Raw genomic sequence first — 14,059 nt, forward strand, 5'->3', positions numbered from 1 at the left:
TCGCGCAGACCGCCCAGGCATGGCGGCTCGTCGGCCACCGCACCCCCATGGTCGCCGTCTGCTCCCTGGAAAACGACCCAGTCCTGAACGAGCTGGGCGTGCGCACGACGACCAACCCGATCCAGCTCGCCCTGTGGGCCGCCACCGGACCCATCATCGTCCTCGCCACATACGCCTCCCTCACCGACCGCGAAGACCCCGACGGACCCCAGGGACAACAGAAGACGCGCGGGCCCCTGGAAGCCGCCCTGACCGGCGGAGAACGCCTCTACGGACAGCAGATGACCCCATTCGACCTCGCCATCGTGGATGAGGCGCACGGTACCGCTGGTGATCTTGGGCGTCCGTGGGCGGCGATCCACGACAACACCCGCATCCCAGCGGACTACCGGCTCTACCTCACCGCGACACCCCGCATCCTCGCCGCAGCCCGCCCGCAGCGGGGCGCGGACGGCCAGGAGGCGGAGATCGCGTCGATGGCAGACGACCCGGAGGGCACATACGGGGCCTGGATCGCAGAGCTCGGGCTCTCTGAGGCGATCGAGAGGGAGATCCTGGCCGGGTTCGAGATCGACGTACTGGAGATCCGGGACCCCTCGCCCGTCCTCGGGGAGTCTGAGGAGGCGCGGCGGGGCCGGCGCTTGGCGCTCCTGCAGACCGCACTTCTGGAGCACGCCTCGGCGTACAACCTGCGTACGGTCATGACCTTCCACCAGAAGGTCGAGGAAGCCAGCGCGTTCGCGGACAAGCTCCCCGAGACCGCGGCCGAGCTGTACATGAACGACGCGTCCGACGCCGACCTAGCCGCCGCCGGCAAGCTCCCCACGTCGTCGATCGACGCGGAGTTCTACGAACTGGAGGCCGGCCGTCACGTACCCCCGGACCGGGTGTGGTCGGCCTGGCTGTGCGGCGACCACCTCGTCTCCGAGCGGCGCGAGGTCCTGCGGCAGTTCGCCAACGGCATCGACGCGAACAACCGGCGCGTACACCGGGCGTTCCTCGCCTCTGTCCGCGTCCTGGGCGAAGGCGTCGACATCACGGGCGAGCGGGGCGTCGAGGCGATCTGCTTCGCGGACACCCGCGGCTCCCAGGTCGAGATCGTCCAGAACATCGGCCGCGCGCTCCGGCTGAACCGCGACGGCAGTACGAAGGTCGCCAGGATCATCGTGCCGGTGTTCCTGGAAGCCGGGGAGGACCCGAAAGACATGGTCGCCTCCGCCAGCTACAAGCCCCTCGTCGCCGTGCTCCAGGGCCTGCGCTCCCACGACGAGCGCCTCGTCGAGCAGCTCGCCTCCCGAGCCCTCACCAGCGGGAAGCACACGGTCCACATCCAGCGGGACCATGACGGGCGGATCGTCAGCGCCGGCAGCGAGGCCGACGTGGACCAGGACGGGACCGACGCCGCCGCCGAGTCCGCGCTGCTCCACTTCTCCAGCCCGCGCGACACGGCCACCATCGCGGCGTTCCTGCGCACCCGGGTCTACCGGCCCGAGTCGCTGGTGTGGCTGGAGGGCTATCAGGCCCTGCTGCGGTGGCGGGCGGCGAACGAGATCACGGCCCTCTACGCCGTGCCGTACGACACCGAGACCGCGGTCGGCATCACCAAGGACTTCCCCCTCGGCCGATGGGTCCACCAGCAGCGCAAAGCCCTGCGCGCCGGCGAACTCGAGGAGCGGCGCAAGACCCTGCTCGACGCGCCGCAGGCCGGGATGGTCTGGGAGCCGGGCGAGGAGGCGTGGGAGGCCAAGCTCGCCGCGCTCCGGTCCTTCCGGCGGGCCACCGGGCACCTCGCACCCCGCCAGGACGCCGTCTGGGGCGAAGGTGAGGCGATGGTGCCCATCGGCCAGCACATGGCCAACCTCCGCCGCAAGGGTGCCAAGAACGGCCTCGGCAAGAACGAGGACACCGCAATGACCCGCGCGGCGCAGCTGACCGCGATCGACAAGGACTGGGACTGCCCGTGGCCGCTGGACTGGCAGCGGCACTACCGCGTGCTGGCGGACCTGGTCGACGCCGACGGCGTCCTGCCCCACATCGCTCCGGGCGTCGTCTTCGACGGCGACGACGTCGGCAAGTGGCTCCAGCATCAGAAGCAGCCGGCCACCTGGGCGCGGCTCCTGCCCGAGCAGCAGGAACGGCTGACCAAGCTCGGCGTACAGCCCGACCAGGCGCCCCCTCCCGCCCCCGCGGCCAGTCGCGGGGCTGAGGGGCCGAGCAAGGCGCAGCAGGCGTTCCAGCGGGGCCTGGCAGCCCTCACGCAGTGGGTCGAGCGCGAAGGCGCCCACCGGCCGGTCCCGAGGGCCCACGGCGAGGAGATCGCGGTCGAGGGCGAGGCGGAGCCAGTGATCGTGAAGCTCGGCGTGTGGGTCTCCAACACCAAGACCCGACGCGACAAGCTCACCGCCGACCAGCTCGCCTCGCTCGCGACGCTGGGCGTGGACTGGGCCTAGCCTGCGGCGTCGGCCTGGGCCACAGGTCCAGGCCGACACTGTCTGATGGCTTTGCTTTGAGTCAGCGGGGGCTGACGCTGAAACGCTGGGCAAGGCCCTGTGCCAGGAGGCGGTGAGCTCCATACTGCTCGCCCACGGCCTCCGGGTCGCTCCAGCTGCCCGCGTCGGCGAGCGCCTGCGTCGCCTTGCGTACAGCTTCGCTCAGTTTGGCCATGGTCTCGGTGGTGATGATGCGTGTGCCGGGAGGAGCCGCAGCGTTGTACTCCAGCGTGTTCACTCGGTGCAGAATCACAGGGGTGGCGCTGCAGGACTGGTCGTAAGTCTGCTGGAACCAGCTCATGGAGTGGGCGAGCTGCGCGACGTCGCTGCGCCAGATCTTGTCCGTGGTTGCGCCTGACTTGGCTTCCAGTACGAGGTACTTCAGGTCACCGATCGCCCACAGGACGTCCGGGCCGTTGCCCGTGGCGCGCTCGGGGCGCTGCGCTTCGAAGCCGAGGAGGTGCCCCAGGCGCTCCAGAGCCCGCTCGAAGACGGGCACCTTCTTCTGGCTCGGGTGGTAGATGAGCTCGTCGAGTAGGACGTCGATGCCGACCAGGAGCTCGTTGCGGTCTGCGTAGGCGTTGGCCAGGTAGCCGGCGGCCAGGACCGCCTGGGTGTCCGTGGGCTTGATCCGGGTGGGCTTGACTCCCCCGATGGGCCGCAGGATCGCGGGGTTGTGCACGAGTGCCTTGACCAGGGTCTGCTGAGCTTTGGGCTCGTCAGTGAAGTGCTGGTAGGCGGCGAGCTGCTCTTGGAGGAACCCGCGCTCGGTCGGGTCCTTGGCCGCGGCAACGGCCGCGCTCATGTGCGTGACGGCCTGGGCGTACTGGCCAAGCGAGGCTTGATCGAAGGCTCGGCGGACGGGAGCGGCAACCGCAGAGATGGCGCTCGTGGGGTAGGTGGCCTCGGCCAGTGCGCCGCGTGCGGCAGCGACCCAGCCCGGATCCCGGTCCAAGACCTGCGCGATCACGCCCTCGATCTTCTCGAGCGGCTGGTCAGTCAGCGTCGCAGCAACTTTGCGGGAGAACTCGATCTGGGCGCGCGTGGCAGGGCTGAAGCGAGAGCGGTACTTCGGCGCCGTGATCAGCTGTGACAGGCGGGCCCCCATCAGCAGGACCACGCAGTAGTCGTTGACCGAACGGACCCCGCGGCCCATGCCCTGCTCGATGCGCTGTAGCTGCCGGTTGACCATCTCGTCCGAGTCGCCGAGTACGACGGCTTCACGCCGGGTCTGGCCGCCGTAGGACTGGGGCAGCCCGTCCAGGACCAGCACCTCGCAGGCGGTGTGGGGCAGGTCGATTCCGTCGTACTTGTTGACCAGCACCACCAGGCCGACGTGCCGTTTGCGGAGCGCGTCGACCGCGGCCCCGATCTGTTGGGAGTCCGAGGCGGTGATCTGGGCGTGCTGCTCCCAGGTCTTGGCCCTGCGGTGGGAGGGGACCAGGACGACGACGTTGACCCGCTCGGCGAGCTTGGCCGCCATGTCGCGTACGGCGGCATCCGTGATCGAGGGGTTGATGTCCTGGGGTGCGAGGATGAGCCGGTCTCCCAGGTACCCGGCGGTCGCCGGCGTGATGGCAGTCCCGACCGTGTCCGAGTCGGCCGCGAAGTCGGTCACCAGGACGCTGTCGTCGGCCAGGGTGGCCGTCAGGTGCACGCGGCGCCGCGCTCGGGCGAGGCTGGCGATCTTGTTGATCGGCGGGCACGGCGGCTGAAGCTCCAGCGTGTCGCTGGTGAACACGGCGCGGCAGATCGGAAGGACGTCCTTGATCAGCGGCCACGACCATTTCAGTTCGTCGTCGTCCCGGAGCGTGTTCAGGATCGCGCCGACGTCCGTGATGCGGCGGGTCCATGCCCAGAAGGGCACGGGTGCCACAGCGGAGTAGTCGTTGGTCGTGAGGCCCAGGTAGGTCATCTCCGACTGCTGAGACAGGTCGGCGGCGAACAAGTCCAGCAGCTCGCCGAACTCCTTCTCGTGCTGGCTTCGGGTGAGTTTCAGGGTGAACTTCTCGCGCACCGTGGCCAGGGCCGCGTGGGCGTCGTCAACCACCAGGGTGCCGACGTCGACGACAGGCCGCCCGTCGCCCTGGAGTCCGAAGACGCTCTTTCCGTTGACGAACCGGTGGAGGCTGAGCACGCAGATCGCCTCGCCGCTCACAAAACGGCCGGATCGGGGGTCGTCAGTCACTTCCAAGCCGAGCTCGACGGCCTGCTCCATCGCCTGCGAGGCCAAGAACGGATCGGGTGCCAAGTACAGCGCCGGCCCCTCGCCCTCGTTGAGGCTCGATTGGCAGATCAGCAGGCCCACCACCGTCTTGCCGCCACCGGTGTTGAGCTTGATGACCAGGTCCTTCTCGGAGCGCCGGTCGTACCACGCCTGCAGGACCTGCCCCTGCGGATCACGAAGGAACTCATACTGCGCGGCCCGTCCGGGCAGCGCATCGAACAGCACCCGCGGGTCGATGGGTGTCGGGGCAGGCCCCGAGCCGAAGGTGGAGAAGTCGATGACCATAGAAAGGCCCCCCTGGAACTGACGCGTCGTGGGGCTCCTCGTGGCGCCGCCGCAGCCGACGCTAGCGGACCGATCATCACGCTTTCATCTGACTTGAAGTGATCTGGTGCAACCTGCTAGTACACCCGGCCCGAGGTGTCCCAACCATCGTGGAAGCGGCGACGGCGCGGTGTTGACGAGATGCTGGGCGCCGAGTCCATCGTCGACATGAAAGTCGCGGGTCGGCCCCTCGCGATCTGCAAGTTCGATCCAGGGACAGTGTCAACCCCGTACGCTCGACCACGGGCAGATCAAGGTCGGCCGCACGCACGGTTTCCTGCGGTGGGGACACGACCCATGCGAAGAGGATCACTAGTGCCGCATCAGGCAACGTTCGCCCTGCTGTGATGTGACGTGCCCTTGATCGATAGCCTTCGAGAACCTGTTCAGGCTGGTGATCTTGGAGGTGCCCTCATGGCCGTCGAGTGGGTTCGGCTCAAGCTCGACCTGGATGCGTTCGAAGATGCCCGATTCAAGCCGTACCTCCGACGCTGCCAGCAGGCTGGTATCGAGTTCACGACCATGGCAGCTGTCGGCGACACGGTTGAACATCGGCGTGCGCTTTACGACCTGAACAAGACGTGCTCCGCCGACATCCCGGAGCGAGGGGAGTTCTACACGTTCGACGAGTACCTCGCCCAGCGCATCGAGACTCCGACCTACGATCCCCAAGGTGTCGTCCTTGCCCTGGACGGTGGGTCATGGGTCGGCATGGCAACCACGTCGCTCCAACCCGAAGGGCACGCGCTCAGCGAGATGACCGGGCTGCTGGCCAGCCATCGGGGAAGGGGAATCTCGCTGGCCATGAAGCTCCTGGCCATCGGCTTCGCGCGTTCTCACGGAATGCACTGGCTGCGGACCTTCCACCACCCTGACAACGCCTCGGCCATCGGCATGAACCGACGGCTCGGCTTCGTCAACGCCGAGCCACGAGTTGCAACCACGTGATGGTCTTGCACGTCAGGCGACATTCGCCCTGCGCACAACTCTCCGCAGACGCTCGTCGGTGGCGTGCTTGTTCCGCCAGATGATGTAACGGCGGATCATGCTGCCCTGCTCCTTGTGGTCGGCGTGGTCCGTGCCGTCGAGGGTGAAGTAGCGCAGGGCCGTGAACTGGGCCTCGATGCGGTTGAGCCAGGAGCTGTTGGTCGGGGTGTAGGCCATCTCGACGTTGTTCGCCGCGGCCCAGGTGCCGACGCGCTGGCACCTTTTCGTGGTCAGGTGCGGGGAGAAGTTGTCACTGACGATCGCGATCCGGACCTCTCGCGGGTAGAGCGTGCGCAGGTAGCGGCAGAACTCCAGGAACTGTGTCCGCCTCTTGATCGGCTTGATGTGGCCGTAGAGCTTGTCCTTGGCCAGGTCGAGTGCGGCGAACAGGTGTCGTACTCCGCCGTAGCGGTTGTAGGTCGCCCGGCGCCGCCGGCGGGGCTCACGGTCGGGATCCTTGCGGTTGCCTCCGCGTTCGGCCCACTGCCGGCCCGGGTGCGGCATCAGGTTGAGGGGTCCGAACTCATCCATGCAGAAGATGACGTCGGGCTCGCCGTCCTCGGGTATGACCTCACCGTCGGCGATCGCGTAGAGGTGCTCGACGCGGGCCTTCTTGGCCGCGTAGTCCGGATCGCGGGAGGTCTTCCAGGTCTTCAGCCGTTGAAAGGAGACGCCTTCCTCGCGGAGCAGGATGCGCAGGCCCTCGTGGCTGATGTCGTCGACCACCCCCTCGGCGACCAGGAAGTCCGCCAATTTGGTCAGACTCCAGGTCGAGAACGGCAGGTCGTGTTCGGTGGGCTTGGACTTGGCGATCTTCTTGATCTCGCGGCGTTCAGGCAGTGTGAACGTCTTCGGCCGGCCGCCCTTGTACTTCGGATACAGCGAGTCGAAGCCGTCCGTGTTGAAGTTGTGGATCACGTCGCGGACCCGGTCGTCGCTGGTGAACGACACCTCGGCGATCCTCGCCACCGGCATGCCCTGCGCGGACAGCAGCACCATCTGGGCCCGCCGCCAGGTCACCACCGACCCGGTGCCCCTGCGGATGATCCGCAGCAGCCGCCGGCCCTCATCATCATCGATCTCACGGACCTGCACACGTATCGCCACCCGGACAGGGTGACCGTCACAAGCCATCCGGCACGGCACCCGGACGGCGCGTCACATCACAACAGGGCAAACGTTGCCTGATCCGGCACTAGCGCACACGGCCTTCCGGGACACTCCTCCCGGAAGGCCGCTGGTCTGCGCCGGCGCCGCACGGGTGCTCAGGAGGATGTGCTGAGCACCCTGAAGAGGTTCTCGAACCGGTCCAGCGTCTCGTCGTCGACCTGTGCGAAGAATGCATCGCGGTCGCTGGTGAGCTGGTGCGCGGCCCCGACGTGGTCGAATTTCCCGGGCTGGTTGCGCTTCTCACGCGTGATCTTCAGCCGCATCAGGATCGCGGTGGGCACCTTGGTGTCGACCAGGTCCGATTCCAGGAGGTTGCTGCTCGTGGCTTTGTTGTAGAGCCAGAGGTAGTCCTTCGTGGTGAACAGGTCCTCGATGTCGGCTGTGTCCGGTAGGCCGTCGACCCGGCCAAGGACGGTGATGTGGGCCGGGTCGACGCCGACGGCCTCCGCGGCCGCGAAGACCTTGGAGGTGAACTTGGTGCCCTCCGCCCCGTCGATGAGGGCACGGACCCCCAGGCGCCGGCCGAAAACCGCGACGAAGGCGGGCATGGTGCCGATGCCGCCGACCGGAATGATGGAGAGCCGGGGGTCGAGGCCGGTACGCCCCTGGCTGATCAAGTACTCGGACACTCGGAGCAGGAAGACGTAGTCGCTGCTGCCCTCCACCATGAGGTGCGGACCGGAGCCCAGGAAGAGGTGCTGGGCGACGGAGTAGCCGAGCGCCGCCTCGACCGGGAGGATCGTCTTGGGGTCGGCGGACAGGCTGACGGGGGTAATGACGACGCCCAGGGTCGGGTCCTCGCGGGTGGCCTGGTCGTGGATGGCGCGCATGGTCTCGTACCGGGTGGGATCGATCATGTGCTGGGAGTGCGTGGTGTAGAGGACTTGCTGCTTGGTTCCGAGCTCGCCGTAGATGTAGCGCAGGAAGTCGCCCTGTGCCTCGCCGTGAAGGCTGGTGCCGGGCTCGTCGAGCAGCACGATGACCCGCTCGGGCTTGTCCCGGTAGGCGCTGAACGCGGCGAGAAACGAGAAGAACCACTGGAAGCCGGTCGAGCGGGTGGAGAAGTTCGTCTCCACCCCGTGCCGTTCGTCGCGCAGTTCGACCTTGAGGAGTCGGTGATGGTCCACAGGCTGGCCGGTGCTCGGGTCCGGCGGCATGGGGACCAAGTCGGTGTCGAAGACCACGGTGAGCGCGTCGTTCTGCTTCCAGTACTCGAAGACCTGCTCGCTCAGGTCCATGCTGGCCGCCTGGAGCTCGGCCTTGCGGCTGTCGTAGTCGTCGTCCAGGAAGTCCTGGGGGCCTTCGCCGGCGATCCGCAGGAGCGAGAGCATGGTCTCGTCGCCCTTGACCAGCGCGCCGCTCTCCTTGCGGACAGCCAGTGCGTGGAGGTCGCACTGGCCGGGGAGCAGCTCGTAGGTGGAGAAGTAGAAGAACTTCGGCAGCAGGCTGATGACCGCCTCGTTCTGGTCGCGGTCCAGGTGGCCCTCCACGAACACCTTGTACCTGTTGAGCTCCACGGCGATCTTCTCGACCGCCTTGGCCCGCGCGGTGCTCTTCTCGTCCTTCAATTCCTTGGCGTGGGCCTTCGCCGCGGCAACTGCGGCGGCGACGGACTCGTGCTTCTCCGTCAGAGCGGTTCTGTCACCCGGGTCGTTGATCCCCGCGTCGTCGAGGACCTGGTCCAGGACGACGTCGAGGTCACACCCGAGCTGGGTAAACAGCAAGCCGCCGTAGGTACGAAGCGCCGTCACCCGGGTAGACGTCGGCGGCCGGACGCCGAGTGCGGTCTCCAGGGCGTCGAGATCTGCCTCTTCCAGTGCGAAGGTGGCCTGCACCGGCACCGCGTCCTCCAGGTCCTTCTCCCGCTTGTCCCTCGCGAGTCGACGCCTCGGGTAGTCGGTGGTCACCTGAAAGCGGTCCGGGTTGTTCGCCGGGTTCAGCCGGTGGAGGGCGGTGAGGATGGTCGTCTTGCCCGACTCGTTCTTGCCGATCAGGCACGTGACACCGGGCTCCACCGGCATGGTCTGCTTGGTGGTGAAGTTCCGGAACGTCTCGATCTCCACGGACAGCAACAGCATCGGCGCGTTCCTCTCCAAGGGCGACACTGCCCTCGGCGCTCACGACGGACCTGACCCGGACGAGGCGAGATCCCGCCGCTCGTGATGGCTTGATCCACCCAGTATGAGATCCCTCGGCAGCGGACACATCCGCTTTTCACACACCCGTCGGAACAAGACGAAACGGCTGTATCCGACTCACTCACTCACGGGTAATCGACCAGGTCAGAGGCGCAGTGCAAGGTGTGTTGCGTCCCGTATAGAAAGCCATCTTGCAGCCGATGCTCAGGCGGAGGCTCCGCTGCTGGGACCCCGACCCTCGAGTAAACCGGCCAGGGCGCGGTGCTGTTCGTCCTCGCGGGCGATCTGCCGGGCGATGATGCCGCGGCTGATGTCCGGATCGACGGCGGCGAGGACCAGGCGCTGGTGCCCGGCCTTGCTGGCCAGCCGAGATTCCAGGAGGCCACGCGGATCACCGGCCGACGTGGCTGCCGGAGTGTCGTTTCACCGGTGAATCCTGCTCCTCAATCGGGTGATCCACTCCCACGATCGGTCCGCCGGCCGGACACCTGCCGGTACAACCAGGCCCGTGATGATCACCGTGATGCGCGCGGCCGCGGCCCTGGCCCTGACCGCGCTCCCCCTTACCCTGCCCTCCTCCGCCCACGCGGCGGCGGCCGTCCCCGAGGTCCTACCGATCGGGGTCGCCGTCTCCGCGCTCCACGTCGCCGCAGAGTCCCGCGAGGGCTACCAGCGCGACGCGTTCAAGCACTGGAACTCCGGCGAGAACAAGACCGACGGCTGCGACACCCGCAAGGAAGTCCTCATCGCCGAGGCCGTTGAGGCCCCGGTCGTCGGGCCGAAGTGCACGCTGACCGGCGGGATCTGGTGGTCGTACTACGACGAGCAGACCGTCAATTCGGCCACCAGTCTGGACATCGACCACATGGTCCCCCTGGCCGAAGCCTGGGACTCCGGAGCGGCCGCCTGGACGGCGGCGCGACGGGAGGCGTACGCCAACGACCAACAGCAGGCATCCTCCCTGGTCGCCGTCACCGCCCGCTCCAACCGCCAGAAGTCCGACCAGGACCCGTTCGAGTGGCTGCCGCCGGCGTCGGAGGCCCTGTGCCGGTACGCCTCGGAGTGGACGGCTACCAAGCTCCGCTGGCAGCTCGCCGTCGACCAGGACGAGCAGGACCGCCTCTTCGACATCTCCGCCGGCTGCGGCGGCAACACCGTCACCTACACACCCGCCGCATAGCCCCTCCCCTGCCCGCTGGGTGCAACGCTCCTACCGGAAAGCCTCTGCCTCGCGGGTGAATGCGCCGGTCAGAGATGTGACACGGCGCGTTGCACCCCTTGTGCTGGAGAGCCGCGTTGCAGGCGCCGCCACTCAGGCGGTTGGGCCCCATCCCCGGCGTCGCTCTCCAGGGTGACGTTCCGGGCTCTGCGCGAGTGGCGCCACTGGCACGGGACACCACCGTGATTGGCTTCCTCCTGGACGACACTGGGCCACGCTGGTAGTCGTCTGGGATCTGAGGGATGGCGGTTTCACAGCCGCAGCGCGAAGAGCCGGTAGGCGGCCGAATCCCGGGAGTTGTGACCTGGGAGAAGCGGCAGTGTGTCCCCAAGCCCCCATAGTGCGTCACGCTCACCCGGTCGTTCAGCAGACGACCGAGACAAAGACAAGCAGGTGGTGAGCCCCGGTGCCGCGCGCGAACGGCCAGCTAGCCGCCAGCGCGTAGGAGCCGCGAAGCCCATGTGGCGGTCTTCGGCTACACGTACGAGCCGGGTCCGGTTCCTCCGATCCGTCGGGGACCGGGCCCGTGCCGTGTGCCGATTTGCTCGGCTGGTCTTCCCTCAAGTCTGCTCCGCCGCTGATCGCGAAGCAGCAGAATCAGGACGTCGATGCAGCAGGCGTACGGGAGGGCAGGGACTCATGGGAATGCAGGACGTGTGGGTGAGGGCGCAGAGCATCATCTCCGGCAGCCGGGTGGTCCGGGCCGACACCATCGTGCAGGTCAAATGGGAACGCCAGTCGTCCCAGTACCTCACGCTCGTCGTCAAAGGCGGCGACGAGGTCCACCATCAGGCGCGCCCGTACAGTTCGGACGCCCAGCCGCTCACCGAAAGGGACGGCACCGCGCTGGCCGACGGCCTGCTGTCCGCCATGACGGCGACAGCGGCTCTTCCCGGCAGCCATCTCCTTGTGCTCCAGCAGGTGGGGGACATCTCGCCGAACGGAACTGGACTCCAGTGGGCCCGTGCCGCGATGAACAGCACCGATTCGAGCTCCGCTCCATGAAAGCGCCCGCGCAGCGTTAGGCCGACGCCCCGCCCGCCCCACCCCAGCCTCGAACGAAGGAGGCCAGGGCACGGCGCTGTTCTTCCTGCCGGGTAACCTGCCGGGCCAGGATGTCGCGGTCGACGTACGGGTCGACGGCGGCGAGGACCAGGCGCCGGAGTTCCTCCGGCTCCAGCGCCTCGACCTCCCACTGCACGGGGCGCTCGATGTCGAATCCGTAGCGGCGTGCGAAGGCCGGCCACCGGGGATCGCCGCGCTTACCCTCGGTGGCGGGGAGCTCGTAGTCGTGGACGACCTGGTCGTAGGTGAGCAGCACCCGCTCGGTGTGGCTCCAGCAGGCTGTGCGCGCCGTCCAATCGCGTTCGACATCCTCACCACTACAGTCGAAATCACCGATCGACCTTGAGCACCGCTTCTCTCGTGTCGGCCGCGACGCGGTTGCGGACAACGTCGACGTAGGACTGGGAGCCGAAGCCGCGGACCACCAGGACCGGGATGCCGTACGGCGCGAGCCAGCCGGTGAGGAGCTGGCGGAGGGTGTCCTTTTCGGCGGCGACGTACAGCGCGTGCGACTGGCCAGCAGTGAGGTCCAGGCCGAACCATTCGGGGATCTCGCGCAGGAAGGCGGCGGCGTCCGGCCAGGCCGGAGGGACGTGGACTTCGCGCAGGGTGTCGATCAGGTCGGGGAAGCGGCCTTCGCGGCGGGCATGGGCGAGGTGGGAGGACAGGTGCCGGTACATCGACGGGGTGTGCGGCAGCACGCCTTCGGAGGCGAGGCGGTACATCTCCTGGCGCAGCGTGACGCCGCCCTCGTAGCTCTCCACGATCTCCCGGGCCCGGTCCACGACGGCCGGCCACCGGATCCGCTTGCGCGTCATACCGGTACATGTACCCGTTCGGAGCTGAGGATCCTCTTGGTAGAGGTCAGGAGCTGGTCTGGGCTACGGCTGCGCGGAACTCCTGCGTCATCAACGGGACCGATCCGCGCTGTACGGGGGCGGGGCCCGGCTCGCCCCACACCTTGTGCAGGGCGGCCCGCATCTTGTCGTCCATCACGGCCTCGACCACAGCTCTGTGCTCTTCGGGGAGCTCCCGGTTGTCCGAGACGACGACCATGGTGCCGTGGCGGGTCCCGATCATCCCGAGCGTGACCGCCTTCCACCCCAGCTGCCGGGCCGCCTTGCGCATCGCGGCCCGGATCAGTTCCACCCCGCCGAGCCCGATGGCCTCTTCATCGCCCAGGTTCACCTGGTATGAGCCGCCGTAGCCGCCCGCATTCTCGGGGCAGGACCGGCGCAGCAGCGGCACCAGGGCCTCGGCCATGGCGATGCATCGGGGGTCTTTCGCGTATGAAGCCACCCGGGCATCGTAGGTGCCACGGCGGGGGCGGGTGTCCGTCATTCGCGGTCGAAGCAACCGTTCGGGCGCCTTCGTCAGGCCCCCGGGCCGGACAGCCTCCGCGAAAGCCCTCGCCAACGCCGCACTCAGTGCCGTCGAGGCATGACGGCCTCGGCCACGAGGGCCGTCGAACATCGCCTAGACCCGAGCCACAGCAACGCCCGCTATGCGCAGGGCCGCATCGGCTGTCGCCTGTGCCAGCTCTGCGGTCGACCGGGTTGGATCGCAGCGACGCGTCAGGACTGCCCCTTCGACGAGGGTGAATAGGAGATCCCTGCGCATCCTGAGGGAGGCTTCGTCTGCTCCGAGTTCGCGGCCAGCTGCGGTGTCGTTCAACAGCTCAAGGTAGGCCTCGCGTAGATGATTTCGCAGGGTGTGGAAGCGCGCGTAGCGTTCGAAATTGGCTTCGGGCAGTAGGTACAGGGCACCTGGGCAGGGGTCGGCACACAGGGCGAGCACCTCCATGTGGGACAGCTCCCACAGGCGCTCCTCGGCGGACCGTTCACGCTCGCCGAGGAGCCGTCGGGCCCGGGTCAGGGAGGCGGCCGCCGTGTCTTCCAGGAGTGCTGCGAAGATCTCGTCCTTGCCGCTGAAGTAGTAGTACATGGTCGCCTGGCGTAGGCCGGCCCGCTCAGCGACATTGCGGGTGGTGGTCACTCCGTACCCCTGGGCGGTGAACAGTTCTGCCGCTACCTGCAGGAGTACCTCGCGGGGCGGACGGTCGCCGTACGGCTGGTCCTGGGCGGTGCGCGGGCGGCCGACTCTGGCATGGACAACGGGCACTTCGCCTGATCCGCGACTCATGCCGCCGATCGTCGCATAGTTCGAACAGATCAGGCCAGGCTTGAGCAGTTTCGAGCCAGCGGCTCACCTGTCTTGCTTTCTGTCCGAACCCTCCGTACGCGTCCTCGGCGAAGGCGTCGACATCACCGGCGACTGCGGCGCGGCGTCGAAGCCATCTGCTTCGCGGATACCCGCGGCTCCCAAGTCGTGATCGTCCAGGACATCGGCCGGGCGCTGAGGCTCAACCGCGACGGCGGCATCAAGGTCGCCCGCATCATCGTGCCGGGCTTCCTGGAGGCCTGCGAGGACCCCAATAGAC

The 14,059-nt window shown here is 67.8% G+C and carries 11 protein-coding genes and 1 pseudogene; 5 read left to right on the plus strand and 7 right to left on the minus strand.

The features are described from left to right. Window positions 1-2,450, plus strand: a 2,450-nt coding sequence (locus tag ACODT5_RS00640) for a helicase associated domain-containing protein (protein ID WP_422517157.1), incomplete at its 5' end; no start/stop codon positions are given. A gap of 61 nt (window positions 2,451-2,511) precedes the next feature. Here ACODT5_RS00640 and ACODT5_RS00645 read toward each other — a convergent pair. Next, window positions 2,512-5,001, minus strand: a complete 2,490-nt coding sequence (locus ACODT5_RS00645; RefSeq protein ID WP_422517158.1) for a DEAD/DEAH box helicase — start codon at window positions 4,999-5,001, stop codon at window positions 2,512-2,514. A 453-nt stretch (window positions 5,002-5,454) separates the two neighbouring features. Here ACODT5_RS00645 and ACODT5_RS00650 point away from each other — a divergent pair, with 453 nt between their 5' ends. After that, window positions 5,455-5,988, plus strand: a complete 534-nt coding sequence (locus ACODT5_RS00650; RefSeq protein ID WP_422517159.1) for a GNAT family N-acetyltransferase — start codon at window positions 5,455-5,457, stop codon at window positions 5,986-5,988. A 12-nt stretch (window positions 5,989-6,000) separates the two neighbouring features. Here the strand turns inward: ACODT5_RS00650 and ACODT5_RS00655 are convergent, their stop codons facing one another. After that, window positions 6,001-7,134 (minus strand): IS630 family transposase, encoded by a 1,134-nt coding sequence (locus ACODT5_RS00655; RefSeq protein WP_422517160.1) that lies wholly within the window; start codon window positions 7,132-7,134, stop codon window positions 6,001-6,003. A gap of 158 nt (window positions 7,135-7,292) precedes the next feature. Then, entirely contained in the window at window positions 7,293-9,275 is a 1,983-nt protein-coding gene (locus ACODT5_RS00660; RefSeq protein WP_422517161.1) for an AAA family ATPase, read from the minus strand. Window positions 9,276-9,843: 568 nt separating this feature from the next. Between ACODT5_RS00660 and ACODT5_RS00665 the strand changes: the two genes are divergently transcribed. Further along, window positions 9,844-10,515: an HNH endonuclease family protein gene (locus ACODT5_RS00665; RefSeq protein ID WP_422517162.1), complete on the plus strand. Its 672-nt coding sequence runs from the start codon at window positions 9,844-9,846 to the stop codon at window positions 10,513-10,515. Window positions 10,516-11,193: 678 nt separating this feature from the next. After that, a complete protein-coding gene (locus ACODT5_RS00670; protein WP_422517163.1) occupies window positions 11,194-11,559 on the plus strand; it encodes a hypothetical protein in 366 nt (121 codons plus the stop codon). Between the two features lie 16 nt (window positions 11,560-11,575). On the opposite strand, the gene ACODT5_RS00675 is transcribed toward ACODT5_RS00670, so the two are convergent. The 4 genes from ACODT5_RS00675 to ACODT5_RS00690 all read right to left on the minus strand — a co-directional run bounded on the left by ACODT5_RS00675 (window position 11,576) and on the right by ACODT5_RS00690 (window position 13,761). Beyond that, the gene (locus tag ACODT5_RS00675; protein WP_422517164.1) at window positions 11,576-11,875 is read right to left on the minus strand and encodes a hypothetical protein; all 300 of its coding nucleotides are present in this window, start codon (window positions 11,873-11,875) and stop codon (window positions 11,576-11,578) included. Window positions 11,876-11,948: 73 nt separating this feature from the next. Beyond that, a complete protein-coding gene (locus ACODT5_RS00680) occupies window positions 11,949-12,437 on the minus strand; it encodes a hypothetical protein (RefSeq protein WP_422517165.1) in 489 nt (162 codons plus the stop codon). A gap of 46 nt (window positions 12,438-12,483) precedes the next feature. Then, window positions 12,484-12,918: a hypothetical protein gene (locus ACODT5_RS00685; RefSeq protein ID WP_422517166.1), complete on the minus strand. Its 435-nt coding sequence runs from the start codon at window positions 12,916-12,918 to the stop codon at window positions 12,484-12,486. Between the two features lie 177 nt (window positions 12,919-13,095). Then, window positions 13,096-13,761, minus strand: a complete 666-nt coding sequence (locus tag ACODT5_RS00690) for a TetR/AcrR family transcriptional regulator (protein ID WP_422517167.1) — start codon at window positions 13,759-13,761, stop codon at window positions 13,096-13,098. A 91-nt stretch (window positions 13,762-13,852) separates the two neighbouring features. Between ACODT5_RS00690 and ACODT5_RS00695 the strand changes: the two are divergent. Beyond that, window positions 13,853-14,052, plus strand: a pseudogene (locus ACODT5_RS00695) (hypothetical protein); the annotation flags it as partial. Between the last annotated feature and the right edge of the window lie 7 nt (window positions 14,053-14,059).

The sequence above is a fragment of the Streptomyces tatrensis genome (genome assembly GCF_049310065.1).
Lineage (GTDB): Bacteria > Actinomycetota > Actinomycetes > Streptomycetales > Streptomycetaceae > Streptomyces.

Excerpts from the sequence above, each read along its gene's own strand:
- ACODT5_RS00650 (WP_422517159.1), top strand. The coding sequence starts at position 5,455 with ATGGCCGTCGAGTGGGTTCGGCTCAAGCTCGACCTGGATGCGTTCGAA.
- ACODT5_RS00660 (WP_422517161.1), bottom strand. The coding sequence starts at position 9,275 with ATGCTGTTGCTGTCCGTGGAGATCGAGACGTTCCGGAACTTCACCACC.
- ACODT5_RS00680 (WP_422517165.1), bottom strand. The coding sequence starts at position 12,437 with ATGACGCGCAAGCGGATCCGGTGGCCGGCCGTCGTGGACCGGGCCCGG.
- ACODT5_RS00645 (WP_422517158.1), bottom strand. The coding sequence starts at position 5,001 with ATGGTCATCGACTTCTCCACCTTCGGCTCGGGGCCTGCCCCGACACCC.
- ACODT5_RS00670 (WP_422517163.1), top strand. The coding sequence starts at position 11,194 with ATGGGAATGCAGGACGTGTGGGTGAGGGCGCAGAGCATCATCTCCGGC.
- ACODT5_RS00690 (WP_422517167.1), bottom strand. The coding sequence starts at position 13,761 with ATGAGTCGCGGATCAGGCGAAGTGCCCGTTGTCCATGCCAGAGTCGGC.